The sequence below is a fragment of the Solidesulfovibrio carbinoliphilus subsp. oakridgensis genome (genome assembly GCF_000177215.2).
GTDB classification, from domain to species: Bacteria; Desulfobacterota; Desulfovibrionia; order Desulfovibrionales; family Desulfovibrionaceae; genus Solidesulfovibrio; species Solidesulfovibrio carbinoliphilus.
Genome location: NZ_CM001368.1, coordinates 21,739 through 36,591, shown reverse-complemented (window position 1 = coordinate 36,591; position 14,853 = coordinate 21,739). Strand labels below are relative to the sequence as shown.

The following is a 14,853-nucleotide window of genomic DNA, read 5'->3' as shown; positions in this document are numbered from 1 at the left end:
CAACCGGGGCGGCCTTTTCCGTTGGTCCTTCCGGATTTTCCGTGGGTACCCGGGTTCAGGCCTGTCTAGGATAGAGGTCCAGGCCGCCGCAGAAGAAGTAGATAGCGGTCTTGAAGTGCTCCCGATTGCGGTACCCGCACGCCCTGCGCTTGATGGCCATGATCTTGCTGTTGAGTCCCTCGGCCGCGCCGTTGGTGATCCGATGCCGGCAAAAGGTCAGGATGTTGTCCAGATGCCGAGAGAGCATCTCCCCGACCTTGCGCATCGGGGGCAAGTCTGACTTCCTCACCCAGGTCAGCCAGCGTTTCATGAACCGCTTTGCCCAGCCGACGCTGAGGTAGTTCCACAATCCGGCCAGGCTTTCTTTCATCGCCCAGGCCTTGGCCACCTTCAGGTTCGTGGCCTTCAGGGCTTCCAAGGTCGGTCGGTGCTTGTCCGGCAGATTCTCTTCCCGGTAAAGCCAGATGTACTTGGTGCCCTTGAGGCGTTCGTCTTCCTGGCGGAGCAGTTCGCGATGTTCCTGCCGGCGGACCTTGTCCACGGCCTGGCCCACGTGCTGCATGATGTGAAAGCGGTCATGGACGATCTTGTGCGCCGCATCGGGCACGTGCTTGATCGTGGCCTTGAAGTACGGTTCCCACATGTCCATGGCCACGGCCCGGATGCGCTCGAGTTGCTGCGCCGTGAACTGCCGGTAATAGTCCTCGAGGCTCTCGGTCTTGCGATCCTGGGCCACAAACTCCACTGTTCCGCCAAGCAGGTCGCAGACCACGGTCATGTAGTCGTGACCTTTGCGGAAGGCCTTCTCATCGATACCAAGATAGCGTGCGGGGGTGGTCTTCTTCCTGGTTTGCCCTCGCCGGACGGCTCGATCCATGACGTTCCAGGCCTCATCCCAGCTGATCCGCATGAGCCGGCAGGTGCCGGACACGGTGGCGCACTCGCGCAACACATCGATGATCAAGCGCTCCATGAGCAAGGTAAAACGCCCTTTAGCCTCGGCCCAAGGCACTCTCACCTGAAGCACGCCGTGCTCGGGGCACTCGACGCGCGGAATCCGGGCATGAAGGAAGGTCTTGAACTGGCAGGTGTCGAGGTGACGCCATACCCGAGGCTCGGCATGATCCCGACAAGCCAGTTCGCGACCACAGGTCGGACAGCGCCAGCGGACACCGGCAACATGATCAACATGGACGTCCACCCGGCCTCCCGCCGTGTCCAACTCGACGTCGGCAACAAACCACGGGTCACTCAGCCCCAGAATCCGAGAATACAGGTCCGTGTCCTTCATGGTCACCCTCCCGGGGCGGACCATATCCGGTCACCTACCCACGGAAAAGTCGGAAGGACCTTTCCGTTGGCGCCGGGGCCGATTTCCCGGTGCCGGCGGCTGTCCGGTCAGAAAATTCGAAGTTTCCGCAGAAAGTTGTTGACGCTCCCGGGCAAGGTGCGTAGATGTCCTCTTCTCGCGTGCGCCCGTAGCTCAGCTGGATAGAGTGCCGGACTACGAATCCGTAGGTCGCAGGTTCGAATCCTGCCGGGCGCACCAATACTTCCAAGGGGTTAGGTCCAAAAGGCCTGACCCCTTTTTGCGTTTGCCATCCCTGATCTTGGCCATCCGTTCCACCGTTCGAGGAAGGAACGGCTGGTTCTTGATTGCGGGGCCGTTTGCGCCGAAACTGCTTGCCAGCACCCGTCAAAAAGTTCGAGAAGGAAACATGCCCTCATGAGAAGACAAGAACGGCGGACACAAGCGGCACCACGTCCACACAAGGAATTTACATTCCATTTTTATCTTATAGCATTTCTAAGCATCTGCATAGTTTATACTTTCTATTATTACCTTAGTCATTACTTCGGGCGATGGGGAAGCATCAACGTCGATTTCGGCAGAGAACTATATATTCCTTGGCAGATTCTCAAAGGGAAAATATTATACAGGGATGTTGCACACATCAACGGCCCACTTTCTCCGCATCTCAATGCACTTCTCCTGAATATTTTTCGACAATCTATTGCAACACTTCAGGTCATCAATATCTGCATTGCGCTTCTCTTTTCATATTTTGCCTGGCGCCTTGTTTCCCGTCTTTCCGACGGGCTTGTGGCCACGTTTTCCATTCTCTTGTTTTTCTTGTTGTCGGTTTTCAGCGCTGATTACCAAACCGCCATATTCTCTTTCATCGCGCCCTATTCCCATGAAATCACGCATGGCTTGCTCATCGGGTTTGTTTCCCTCTTCTTGGTCGCACGGCACCTAGACAATCCTTCCAACCGTGTTTCGTTCCTCCTTGGGTTGTGTGCCGGAGCAGCGCTCCTGACAAAGCCGGAAATCGCCCTCGCGGTGACTGCCTGCTCCGCCGTCGGTCTAGGATTGTCCCTCTGCCGTACACAGCCCGGCGCCAGGACATACGTCATGCAATTTTCCTTGTTTTCAGCCGGCGCCCTTCTGATATTCGGAGCAGCCCTTGCCTTGCTCTCCATCCGCCAAACGCCATGGGACGCGTTATCGGACATGACGCGGATGTGGAGAATGGTCCTCGATCGGCGGATCACCGGCAATATCTTTTACCGGCATGTCATGGGCACTGCGGATCTGCCGCAAAACCTCAAGGCCATCCTCTTTTCCGGAGTAGTCAATGCCGGCATAGCCATCGTCATTCTGTTTTGTGGTCAGATCGGAAAGATATTTTCCAAGAACAACCAGTGGCTTTGTTACACTTTTATTCTTTCCATGGCACTCTTTCTGGCAACATTTTTGAATTATTCACGGCAGTGCCTATACGCCATCTGGTGGACCAATGCTTGGCCGTTTCTTGTTACTGGAACATGTATTTTTCTATTTGTAATCATCATAAATCATGACAACCGTTCTCAGAAAAACAAAAATTTCATACTCCTTTTTATCCTTAGCCTCTTTTCACTTATCCTGCTTTTAAAAATCCTTTTTTTTGCGCGTTTTTTCCATTACGGAAATTTCCTGCTCGCCCCGGCCCTTTTTCTCTATTGCATCTTTTGCATCCACTACCTGCCGCTTCTTTTTAGAAACGACCTTGTGGCCCGACGGGCTGCGATCATCGGTGGGATGGCGATGATCGCCATTATCGTTTATCCCAGGGTCCAAATGACCAATTTGCGTCTGGCCAGTTACAGCCGGAGCATCCATGCCGACCAGGAAACCGTCTTTTGGGACGGGCAGGCCATAGCCGCGCAACAGCTTGTGGACACCTTGCAGCAACACAAAAAGCCAAACCAGACCCTGGCGGTGCTGCCAGAAGGAGCCATGTTCAATTTTCTGACGAAACTGCCCAACCCCACACCCTATATCAACCTGATGCCCCCGGAATGGACGACGTTTGGCGGCGATACCATTGTGGCGGCCTACGAGAAGACGCCGCCGGACTGGATCGCCTGCATCAGTACCCAGGTGATCGTCTACGGCGTGAATTCCTTTTTCGACGACTACGGGATACCGCTGGCGGATTTCATCCGAGCCAAATACGATTTGGTCCAATCGGTTGAAGCCAGTGGCTTCAGCGTGATGCTGTATAAAAGAAAAAACGCGTCCGGCGCGGATCGAATCACCGGGCAAGCGGGAAAATATCGGTAATATCCGGCTCGCCCCTGTCACCACCGGCCCGGTGGCCGGGCCGGCGCTCCGGCGGGTGCGGCTAAACGGCTTTTACGGTGGCCGCCGACCCGGCCAGAATTCCCTTTTTCCCCCAAAAGCGTCGGCCCGTCTTTGCACGCGGCCGGCGCTCTGGTAGGGTCGCGGCAAAATTCCGACCAAGGAGTTCGCCGATGCCGTACCGCCAAACGAGAACCGCCGCACGTCCGGGGCCGTGGTCCCTGGCCGCCCTGGCCCTTTGCTGCGCCATGCTGGCCGGGTTCGGGCCGGCCTATTGCGCCAGGCCCGATCTCGCCTCCATCAGGTTGCCGCCCGGGTTCGCCATCGAGGTCTACGCCCCGGTGCCCGGGGCCCGTTCCATGGCCCGTGGGGCCAAGGGCACGGTCTTTGTCGGCACCCGGGACGAGGGTAAGGTCTACGCCGTGTCCGGACCGGACCCGGCCCACCGCACCGTGCGCGTCATCGCCTCGGGCCTGACCGAACCCAACGGCGTAGCTTTCAAGGACGGCGACCTGTACGTGGCCGCCCTGGACAAGATCTACCGCTTGCGCGACATCGAATCGCGGCTCGACAATCCGCCCAAGCCGGAATCCGTGCCCGTGCGGCTGCCGAGCGACCGGCACCACGGCTGGAAATACATCGCCTTCGGTCCGGACGGCCGGCTCTATGTGCCGGTCGGCGCGCCCTGCAACATCTGTCCGCGAAAGGACCCCTACGCCGCCATCCTGCGCCTCGACGCGGCCACGGGCGGACAAGAGGTCTTCGCCCGGGGCATCCGCAACACCGTGGGTTTCGACTGGCACCCCGAGACCCGGGAGCTGTGGTTCACGGAAAACGGCCGGGACCGGCTCGGCGACGACGTGCCGCCGGACAGCCTGAACCGCGCCCCCGCGCCCGGCCTCGACTTCGGCTTCCCTTTCTGCAACGCCGGCACGCCCGATCCGGAGTACGGCCAGGGAGCCGACTGCTCGCGCTACGCCAAAAACGCCGCCCACATCCAGGCCCACAGCGCGGCCCTCGGCATGAAGTTCTACACCGGCGCCATGTTTCCCAGGGAATACCGCAACCGCATCTTCCTCGCCGAGCACGGCTCCTGGAACCGCTCCTCCCCGGTCGGCTACCAGGTGTCCACGGCCACCCTCGCCCCGGACGGCACGGCCCGCGTCGAGCCCTTTGCCACGGGCTGGCTCAAGGGCCGGTCCGCCTGGGGCCGGCCCGTCGACGTGCTGGTCATGCCGGACGGGGCGCTCCTCGTCAGCGACGACCGGGCCGGCCTGCTCTACCGGATCACCTACGAGTAGGCGGGCCCGGGAGGTTCTGCCCCGCCCGGCCGGGGAAAGGGCGCCGGGGAAAGGACGCCACGGTTCCGGCCGCGCTCTGCGGCGGGCGCGCCTGCCGCCGGGCTTTTTCCCCTTTTCACCCCCTTGCGCCGGGACACTTCGAAATTGTCATTTGACCCGCTCCCCCTCCTGGCGCACCGTGCCCCCCCAGCCACTTCCAACCCGGCGAGAGAACCGTGTCCCTTCCCCCAAAACGTCCGGTCTTTTTCGATCCCCAGAACAAACGCTGGCCCAGGGTCAAGGCCGGGGCCCTGGTCGCCGCGGCCCTCGTCTCCGCCGTGCTGGTCGTGCTCGTGGCCAGCGTCCTGGTCAATCCGGCCCTGGAATCCCTGTCCCTGCCCTCGGCCCGGTTCCTGCCCCACCCCAACCACACCAGCCCGCCCCTGCCCAAGGAAACGCCGGCCGCCACCGACGCCTGGCTGGCCAAGCTCAAGCGCGTCCTGGCCAAGGAGATCAAGGCCGCCAAGCACGCCTCCCGGGCCACGCCCAAGGCCCAGCCCCAGCAGCCCTACGCCACCAAGGCCATCGGCTTTTTCGTCAACTGGGACGACGCCAGCCTCAGTTCGCTCAAAAAAAACATCGACAACCTCGATATCCTGGTGCCCGAATGGCTGCACCTGACCGACGGCGACGGCACCATCCGCGAGGACAGCCCGGACAAGACCCGGGAAGCCCTGGCCTTCATCCGCGACCGACGGCCCGGCCTGCCGGTCATGCCGCTGGTCAACAACTTTACGGACATGGCCTGGCACGGCGACCAGGTGGCCCGCATGGCGGCCAAAAACGACGCCCGGGCCCGGGTCGTGGCCGCCCTGCTCGACTATGTGGAGAAAAACGGCTTTGCGGGCCTGAGCCTCGATTTCGAGGACATTCCGCCGGCCGGCCAGAAAAACTTCCTGCGGTTCGTCACCGAGCTTGCGGCCGCCTTCCATGCCAAGGGCCTGGCCGTGTCGATCAACGTCCCGGCCGAGGACCCGGCCTTTCCCTACAAGGCCATTGCCGCGCAGGTCGACCAGGTGATCGTCATGGCCTACGACGAGCACTGGGCCGCGGGCAAAGCCGGCCCCATCGCCAGCCTGCCCTGGTACCTCAAGGCCCTGCGCGCCCGGGCGGCCGAAATCCCGGCCCAAAAGCTGGTGGTGGCCCTTGGCAGCTACGCCTACGACTGGCCCAAAGGGAAACCGGCCGAAGAGGCGACGTTCGAGGAGGCGATCCTCACGGCCAAGGAATCCGAGGCCGCAATCACCCTCGATCCCGTGTCGCTCAATCCCCATTTCGACTACCAGGACGAAAAGGACGTCACCCACGACGTCTGGCTCATGGACGCGACCACGGTCTTAAACGGCATGGTCTCGGCCATGCCGCTCATGCCGGCCGGCTTCGCCCTGTGGCGGCTCGGCGGCGAGGACCCGTCCATCTGGACCTTTTTCGGCGTGGACTGGCGGCTTGGGGCCGAAACCGCCAAGCGGCTCGCGGAGATCCGGTTCGACTACGACCTGGACTACGAGGGCCAGGGCGAGATCCTGCGCATCGCCCAGACGCCGCGCGTCGGCCGCCGGACCGTGGCCTTCAACGACAAGACCGGACTGGTGTCCGGCGAGAACTTCGAGGTCTATCCCTCGCCCTACGTCATCGAGCGCCACGGGTTTACGCCCAAAACCGTGGCCCTGACTTTCGACGACGGCCCGGACCCGAAGTTCACCCCCCGGGTCCTCGACATCCTCAAAGAGCAGGACGTCAAGGCCACCTTCTTCATCATCGGCGGCAACGGGGAAAAAAATCCGGAGTTGCTGCGGCGCACCTATGCCGAGGGCCACGACATCGGCAACCACACCTACACCCACCCCAACATCGCCGACGTCTCGGCCACCCAGCTGAACCTCGAAGTCTCGGCCACCCAGCGCCTCCTCGAAAGCGTGCTCGGCCGCCAGACCCACCTTTTCCGCTCGCCCTACGGCGAGGACAGCGAACCGGAAACCCAGGACCAGGTCCGGCCCCTGGAGATCCTCGGCAAGCAGGGCTACGTCTTTGTCGGCATGCGCATCGATCCCTCGGACTGGAAGCAGCCGGGCGTGGACGCCATCGTGGAGGAGGCCGTGCGCCAGGCCGAGACCGGCGAGGGCAACGTGGTCCTGCTCCACGACTCGGGCGGCGACCGGTCCCAGACCTTGGCCGCCCTGCCCAGGATCATCGAAACCTTGCGGGAAAAGGGCTACCGGTTCGCCACGGTGTCCGAGCTTCTCGGCCAGACCCGGGATACCATCATGCCCGAGGTCCGGGGCGAGAACCCGCTGGTGGCCCTTGGCAACCGGGTCGGGTTCTTTCTCCTTTTCGCCTGGTCGGCCGGGCTCCAGTACCTGTTTGTCACCGGTACCATCCTTGGCCTCGGCCGGCTTTTGATCCTGGCGGTCCTGGCGGTCTTCGAAAAGGTCCGGGGCCGGCGGCGGCCGGTTTCCGGCCCGGCCCCGGACCTGTCGGTGGCGGTGGTGGTCCCGGCCTACAACGAGGAAAAGGTCGTGCTCCAGACCGTGCAGTCGCTGCTCGCCTGCCAGCACCCGGCCACCTTCGAGATCATCGTGGTGGACGACGGCTCGACCGACGCCACCTACCGGGTGCTTTGCGAGGCCCTTGCCGGGGAAAAGCTCGTCACCATCGTGACCAAGCCCAATGGCGGCAAGCCGGCGGCGCTCAACCACGGCATCGCCCTGACCAGGGCCGACATCGTGGTGACCCTCGACGCCGACACGGTCTTCGCCCGGGACACCATCCTGCGCCTGGCCGACTGGTTTCGTGATCCCAAGGTCGGGGCCGTGGCCGGCAACGCCAAGGTCGGCAACCGCATCAACTTCCTGACCCGGTGCCAGGCCCTCGAATACGTCACCAGCCAGAACCTGGACCGCCGGGCCCTGACCGTCCTTGACAGCGTGACCGTGGTGCCCGGGGCCGTCGGGGCCTGGCGCCGGGAGGTGGTCGAGGCGGCGGGCGGGTTTTCCGGCGAGACCCTGGCCGAGGACGCGGACCTGACCATCCGCATCCAGCGCATGGGCCACACCGTCGCCTACGAGGACCGGGCCGTGGCCCTGACCGAGGCCCCGGACACCATGCGCGGGTTCCTGCGCCAGCGATTCCGCTGGATGTTCGGCACCCTGCAAGTGGCCTGGAAGCACAAGGACGCGCTTTTTCGCCCCCGCTACGGCCTGCTCGGCTTTTTCGGACTGCCCAACATCTGGCTCTACCAGATCTTTTTTCAGATCATCTCGCCCGTCATGGACCTGTGGCTGGCCTACACCTGCCTCAAGTCCTGGGTCCTGTGGCTGTGGCACCCGGCCACCTGGGACCCGGACGCCTTATTCCGGGTCCTTTTCTACTATGCCCTCTTCATGGCCGCGGACATCCTGGCCGGGCTGGTCGCCTTTCTCCTGGAGCGCGGAGAGGACAAACGGCTTCTGGCCTGGCTGGTGCCCCAACGGTTTTTCTACCGCCAGCTCATGTACGTGGTGGCCCTGCGCACGCTTTTGGCCTCGCTGCGCGGCCGGGAGATGGGCTGGTCCAAGCTCGAGCGCAAGGCCACGGTCGATTCCCGCCGGCTGGCGGAATAAAAAGCCAGGATCAGGCAAAAAGTTTGGAGGATCGGGCTACCCGTTCGTCTCGATTGCACGTAAAAAGCGAGAATCGTGACCGCGCCCCCGGTTCGTGGTATGAGGGGCGCGGCCCCTCCCGCTTTCCGCCGCTTTCGCGGACCATCGGCCAGGGCGGGGGGAAAACGCCTTGCGCCAAGGGCAACGCCCGCTTCGCCAAGGCTTGCGAGGTGCCCGCGATGACGGATGCCACGGACAACGCCACGCCGCGCCAGGGCCTGACCCGGCGGCAATTCATCAAAAGCGTGATCGCGGCCGGGGCCGTCTCGGCCGCCGGCCACCTGATCCCGGGCCTGGCCCTGGCCGGCGGGAAGGCCGGACCGGCCGGGGTCGAACGCCTGCTCACCCTCTCCGTCAACGGCCAGAAGCGGCCGGTGGACGTCCTGCCCCAGGAGACCCTGGCCCAGACCCTGCGCAACAAGCTCGGCCTGACCGGGCTCAAGATCGGCTGCGACCGGGCCGAATGCGGGGCCTGCACCGTGCTCGTCGACGGCGTGCCCCAGTATTCCTGCTCGGTTCTCACCCACTCGGTCAGGGACAAAAAAATCGTCACCATCGAGGGTCTGGCCGCCCCGGACGGCAGGCTCCACCCCCTCCAGCAGGGGGTCCTCGACGAACAGGGCTTCCAGTGCGGCTACTGCGCCCCCGGGTTTCTGATGGCCACCCTCGGCTACCTGCAAACCCATCCCGATCCCAGCCGGGAGGAACTGGCCCGCGGCGTTTCCGGCAACCTCTGCCGCTGCCAGGACTATGACAAGATCCTGACCGGCCTCCTGCGCGGGGCCGAGTATATGAGGAGGGGGTAGCCGCCATGGCCAATGAACAGGTTTCCTTCACGCCCGTCCTCGTCGGCCAGAACTACACCACCCCGGACCAGCGGGCCAAACTGACCGGGCAGGCCCGATACGCCGAGGACTTCCGCGTGGACGGCATGCTGGTGGCCAAGCTCCTTTTGAGCCCCATGCCCCATGCCAGGGTCACGCGCCTGAACCTCGACGCGGCCCGGGCCATCCCCGGGGTCCGGGCCATCCTCACGGCCGACGACCTGCCGCCGCCGGCCGACCTCGTGACCGACACCGGGGCCGTCATCCACGCCAGCCCGTGGGGGGAAAAGGCCCTCACCATGGAGCCGGTCTTCCAGGGCGACCCGGTCCTGGCCGTGGCCGCGGTGGACGAGCAGGCGGCCGCCGCCGCCATCGAGGCCCTGGACATCGAGTTTTCGCCCCTGCCCTTTGTCATCGATCCCCTGGACAGCCTGCGCCCCGGCGGCCCCAATGCCCGGACCGACGGCAACGTCTGGATGCGCCCGCCGGCAAAGCCCGGCGACACGAACGGACCACCGCCGCTCGAAGTGCGCGAGCTCAAATGGAGCGCGGCCGCTTTCGAGGAACTGCAGGAAGGCCGGCTGCCCCTGGGCCAGGCGGCCGACGAGTGGTCCTACGGCGACCTCGCGGCCGGGTTCAAGGACGCGGCCCTCGTCCTCGACGAATCCTTTGCCACCCCAAACGTCAGCCACCAGACCCTGGAGCCCCGCTCGGCCCTGGCCTATTGGCAAAACGGCAAGGTCTTCATCCACACCGGCACCCAGAGCACCATCCAGACCGTGCCGGCCATCTCGCGCTGGCTCGGGGTCGACGTCGAGAAGATCGTTTTCATCAGCGAATACACGGGTGGCGGCTTTGGCGGCAAGATCACGGCCTCGATCCCGGTCATCATTCCGGCGCTTTTGGCCCGAAAGGCCGGGGCCCCGGTCATGATGCGCCTCAGTCGCGAGGACGAGCACTTCGTCGGCCGGGCCCGGCCGGGGCTCCTTGGCCGCATGAAGGTCGGCTTTGGAAAAGACGGCCGCATCCTGGCCTGCGACATGTTCGTCCTCCAGGACAACGGCCCCTACGAGCAAAATAACGACGCCTCGGCCTCCGGGCGCATCGTCTCGCTTCTTTACCAGCCGGCGGCCATGCGTTGGCGGGGGCTGGCCATCCTGACCAACACCCCGACCAGGGCCGCCCAGACCGCGCCCGGCGGCTTGCAAGGCATCACCCTCATGGAGCCGGTCCTGGCCAAGGCGGCGCGGAAGCTCGGCCTCGACCAGGTGGCCGTGCGGCGCATAAACGCCCCCGAAGGCAAGGCCCCGGTCGGCGTATCCCCCACCGGTGGCGACCGGCCCCACGCCACCAGCGCCTTTGTCCGGCAGGCCCTGGACCGGGGCGCGGCCCTTTTCGACTGGCAGGGCCGCCTGGCCCGAAGCGACGGCCAGGCCGGCCCCAAACGGCGCGGCATCGGCGTGTCGCTCGGCTGTTTCGTGGCCGGCACGGTCGGCTTTGACGGCCTTTTCGTCATCACGCCCGAAGGCAGGGCCCGCTTCCACACCGGGGTCGGCAACCTCGGCACGGCGTCTTTTTCCGACGTGCAGCGGGTGGCGGCCGACGCGCTTGGCCTCCCGTGGGACCGGTGCGAGATCGTCTGGGGCGACACCGGGAAAAACCTCGGCTGGAGCTGCGTCTCCGGCGGCAGCCAGACCGTCCACGCCATGAGCCGGGCCGCCCTGGCCGCCGCCCTCGACGCCAAACGCAAGCTCCGGGAGATCGCGGCCAGGACCCACGGCGGCGAGCCCGAGGACTACGACGTGGCCGGCGGCAACGTGGTCCGCACGTCCGGCGGGGTGGCCATGACCTTTGCCGAGGCCGCCCGGCAGGCCATCGCCCTCGGCGGGGCCTACGACGGCCACGAGGCCCCGGAAAACGTCCACAAGCTGACCAAGGCCTCCCTGGCGACCCTGGCCGGGCAAGGGCTCGTGGCCGTGGCCAAGGACACCTTCCCCCGCGACGGCCAGAGCTTTTCCTATGTGGCCAGCTTCGCCGAGGTCGAGGTGGACGTCGAAACCGGCATGTACGCCATCCTCGACTACCTGGTGGTGGCCGACGTCGGCACGGTGGTCCACCCCCGGGCCCTGGGCGGCCAGATCCTCGGCCGGTCCATGCTCGGCATCGGCCACGCCATCGGCCAGAAATGGGCCTACGACCGGCACTACGGCCTGCCCCTGGCCAAGCGGTTCTACCACACCAAGCCCCCGACCATTCTCGATGTGCCCAAACGCATGGCCTGGGAGGCCCTTGGCATTCCCGACCCCGAGACCCCGATCGGGGCCCGGGGGGTCGGCGAACCGCCGACCAGCGCCGGCTGCGCCGCCATCTTAAACGCCCTGTCCGACGCCCTGGGCGACGACCGGTTTCGCCGGGCCCCGGTCACGGCCGACATGGTGCTGGCTTCGCTCGATTCCCTGGCCAGCCCGGACAACCGGCTCGCGACCACGTTTTAACCCCGCGCCGGGGCAGGACTCCGGCAAAGGAGCACGGATATGGCCACCCTTCGCGACGTCATGCCGCCTTTCGAGCTCTACCAGCCCCGGTCCGTGGAGGACGCCCTGGCCCTTGGCGAACGCCTGGGCCAGGGCGGCTGGCTGCTGGCCGGCGGCCTCGACAGCCTGGAGTGGTTCAAGGACCGGACCAAGCGGCCCAAAGCCGTGGTGGACCTCGGCCGCATCGAAGCCCTTCGCGGTGTGCGCGAGGACGGTCCGGATCTCGTGATCGGGGCCATGACCACCCTGACCGAGGTGGAAAACCATCCGCTGGTCAGGGAGCGGTTCGGCCTGCTGGCCCGGGCGGCGGGCCTGGTCGCCTCGCCCCAGATCCGAAACCAGGGCACCCTCGGCGGCAACGTGTCCCAGGACACCCGCTGCTGGTATTACCGCAACGGCTGGACCTGCTACCGGGCCGGCGGCAACACCTGCTACGCCGACACCCCGACCGGCCAGAACCGCGAACACGCCATTTTCGGCGCCGACCGGTGCGTGGCCGTCTCGCCCTCGGACACGGCCCCGGCGCTCCTCGCCCTGGACGCCCGCATGGTCGTGGCCGGCCCCCGGGGCGCCCGCGAGGTTCCGGCCCGGGACTACTGGATCGGGCCGGCCCACGACATCACCCGCATGACCGTCCTCACCCCGGGCGAGATTTTGACCGCCATCCGGATTCCGCCGGACTGGGCCGGGGCCCGGTTTTATTTCGAGAAAGTCCGGGACCGGCAGGTCTGGGATTTTCCCCTGGTCAACATCGCCGCCGCCCTGGTCGTCACGGGCGGCCGGATCGAGCGGGCCCGGCTGGCCGTCGGGGCCGTGGCCGCCCATCCCCTGCGCCTTCCCCGGGTGGAGTCGGCCCTGGCCGGCCGGCCCGTTGACGCGGTCACGGGCGAGACGGCCGGCAATCTGGCCGTCCGGGGGGCGGTGCCGCTGGCGCACAACGCCTACAAGGTGGCCCTGGTCAAAAACCTGGTCAAGCGGGCCGTTGCCGGCCGGGAGGACGCATGAACAGCATCACGTGGGGCACGACCCCGTGGGGACAGCCCGTCCCCCTGCACGCCGCCTGGCACCTCTTGTGGTGGGCCCTGGCCCTCGGGTTCGGCATCCTGGTGGTCCACGCCGTCTGGAAAGCCCTTCAAAAGCCCGGGCCGGCGGCCCCTCCCGCGCCGCCGGCCCTTGCGGCCTGCGTTCCGGCCCGGGTGCCCCGCCACTCCCTGCCGGCCCGGCTCTTCCACTGGTTCATGGCCGCCTGCATGCTGACACTCCTGCTCTCGGCCTTCCTGCCCAAGGCCGGGGTCCTCTTTCCCTGGGTCGGCGTCCACTACGCCGCGGGCCTGCTCCTTATTTTCGCCATCGCCTTTCACATCGTCCACGCCGTCTTTTTCATGGACTTCCGGTCCATCTGGCCGACCGGCGCGGATCTGGCCGGCTTCGGCCAGGGGGAAGACGCCCCGGTCGCGGCCCGGCCCGGCAAATACCCGCTGGCCAACAAGCTCTACCATCTGGCCATCGTCGTGGTCGGCCTGACCATGGTCGTAACCGGCGGCCTCATGCTCTCCCGGATCCGCACGCCCTTTTTCACCCGAAACCCCTACCTCTTCGGCGACGCCGCCTGGGGCGGCATCTACCTGCTCCACGGGCTGGCCGGCATCAGTCTGGTCGCCCTGGTCATCGTCCACATCTACTTCGCGGCCCGGCCCGACGAGCAGCCCATTGCCCGGGCCATGGTCACGGGCTCCATGGACCGGGAGTTCGTCCTCACCCACCACGACCCGGCCAAATGGGGCTGCGAGCCGGCGGAGACCAAATGATGCCAGGACACGACCTGATGACCACGCTGCTTGCCGATATCACGGCCCGGTGCGACGCCATCGAGGAAGGCTACGAATTCATGCTGGCCTACGCGGCCCAGGGCGTTCTCGACGACCAGGGGAGCCCGTCTGGCACCCGGGTGCGCGAACTGCTGACCCGGGCCGCCGCGGCCGCCGCCGGACTGGCCGGGGCCTACGCCGCCATGGCGGCCGGCCTTGGCCTCGAACCGGCCGACCGGTACCGGGCCTTTCTGGACGTCCTGGCTCGCGACGCGGCAAGCGCCCTCGCCGCCATGGAACTGGTCCTGGCCCAGCCGCGACTCTCGTCCCAACTCATCGACAACCTGAACGCCTCGATCCATGTGCGCACCCTTTTGACCGACATTTTCCTCATCGACGAAATCGTCAAGACGCGGCAACATCCGGCCCCGGACGCGGCCGGGCAACGGTCCGGCGCCCCCGACGCCGCCGGCGTCACAGGCAACGGGGCATCCTGAGGCCGAGTGCGCCCGCCCGGAGACCGACCGCCATGGAACACCCGGACCTGCTTCGACCCAAAAGCCGCATGGCCGCCCTCCTGGCCGGACTGGCCGCCCGGGACGGCTTCACCCCGACCCGGCTGCCGGACGTGCAGGTGGTGCGCAATTCCCACCCCTTCCCCCGCCGGCCCGTGGTCTACAGCCCGGGCATCGTCATCGTCGGCCAGGGCAAAAGCACGGCTACGTCGGGGACGCGGTCCACACCTACGACCCGGACCACTACTTCGTCACCTCGGTCCTCCTGCCCTTCGAGTGCGAGGTGAAGGCCGCGAGCCCCGAAGCGCCGCTGCTCGCCCTGTCCGTCAACGTGGACCGGGCCCTCCTCGGCGAACTGCTCCTGGAGATCGGGGACACCGGGCCGGCCGAAGCCATGGCCTCCTGCGGGGCCTATTCCACGCCGCTCACCCGGCACCTGCGGGGCGCGGCCCTGCGGTTGGAGGAGGCGGCCCGCATGCGCTCCCGGGGCCTGCCCGGCGACCGGCAGGACGAGGGAAAATCCCTCCCCAAGGACGCTGTCCCGCCCATGGCCGGTACCGGCTAGC

At 65.9% G+C, this 14,853-nt stretch carries 10 protein-coding genes and 1 tRNA gene; 10 read left to right on the top strand and 1 reads right to left on the bottom strand.

Annotation, left to right across the window (positions count from 1 at the left end):
- Positions 1–55: 55 nt before the first annotated feature.
- Complete coding sequence (locus DFW101_RS00145) at positions 56–1,291, bottom strand: ISL3 family transposase (RefSeq protein WP_009179504.1); 1,236 nt, start codon at positions 1,289–1,291, stop codon at positions 56–58.
- Between the two features lie 181 nt (positions 1,292–1,472).
- Here DFW101_RS00145 and DFW101_RS00140 point away from each other — a divergent pair.
- The 10 genes from DFW101_RS00140 (at position 1,473) to DFW101_RS18820 (ending at position 14,852) form a co-directional block, all read left to right on the top strand.
- Positions 1,473–1,549 (top strand) — tRNA-Arg (locus DFW101_RS00140).
- A 177-nt stretch (positions 1,550–1,726) separates the two neighbouring features.
- Positions 1,727–3,610 carry a hypothetical protein gene (locus DFW101_RS19350; protein WP_157137604.1) on the top strand — a complete coding sequence of 628 codons (1,884 nt, stop codon included), beginning with the start codon at positions 1,727–1,729 and terminating at the stop codon, positions 3,608–3,610.
- A gap of 191 nt (positions 3,611–3,801) precedes the next feature.
- Positions 3,802–4,929 carry a PQQ-dependent sugar dehydrogenase gene (locus DFW101_RS00130; RefSeq protein WP_009179502.1) on the top strand — a complete coding sequence of 376 codons (1,128 nt, stop codon included), beginning with the start codon at positions 3,802–3,804 and terminating at the stop codon, positions 4,927–4,929.
- A gap of 215 nt (positions 4,930–5,144) precedes the next feature.
- Entirely contained in the window at positions 5,145–8,567 is a 3,423-nt protein-coding gene (locus DFW101_RS00125) for a trifunctional glycoside hydrolase family 18/polysaccharide deacetylase/glycosyltransferase family 2 protein (RefSeq protein WP_009179501.1), read from the top strand.
- 218 nt (positions 8,568–8,785) lie between these two features.
- The gene (locus DFW101_RS00120; RefSeq protein WP_009179500.1) at positions 8,786–9,412 is read left to right on the top strand and encodes a (2Fe-2S)-binding protein; all 627 of its coding nucleotides are present in this window, start codon (positions 8,786–8,788) and stop codon (positions 9,410–9,412) included.
- Positions 9,413–9,417: 5 nt separating this feature from the next.
- Positions 9,418–11,925, top strand: a complete 2,508-nt coding sequence (locus DFW101_RS00115) for a xanthine dehydrogenase family protein molybdopterin-binding subunit (protein ID WP_009179499.1) — start codon at positions 9,418–9,420, stop codon at positions 11,923–11,925.
- Positions 11,926–11,964: 39 nt separating this feature from the next.
- Positions 11,965–12,969 (top strand): FAD binding domain-containing protein, encoded by a 1,005-nt coding sequence (locus tag DFW101_RS00110; protein ID WP_009179498.1) that lies wholly within the window; start codon positions 11,965–11,967, stop codon positions 12,967–12,969.
- Positions 12,966–13,772: a cytochrome b/b6 domain-containing protein gene (locus DFW101_RS00105; protein ID WP_009179497.1), complete on the top strand. Its 807-nt coding sequence runs from the start codon at positions 12,966–12,968 to the stop codon at positions 13,770–13,772. Before DFW101_RS00110 ends, DFW101_RS00105 begins: the two co-directional genes overlap by 4 nt.
- Positions 13,769–14,269: a hypothetical protein gene (locus DFW101_RS00100; protein ID WP_009179496.1), complete on the top strand. Its 501-nt coding sequence runs from the start codon at positions 13,769–13,771 to the stop codon at positions 14,267–14,269. Before DFW101_RS00105 ends, DFW101_RS00100 begins: the two co-directional genes overlap by 4 nt.
- On the top strand, positions 14,193–14,852 hold the full coding sequence (locus DFW101_RS18820) for an AraC family transcriptional regulator (protein WP_083838465.1): 660 nt from the start codon (positions 14,193–14,195) through the stop codon (positions 14,850–14,852). Before DFW101_RS00100 ends, DFW101_RS18820 begins: the two co-directional genes overlap by 77 nt.
- The last annotated feature ends 1 nt before the right edge of the window (position 14,853 follow it).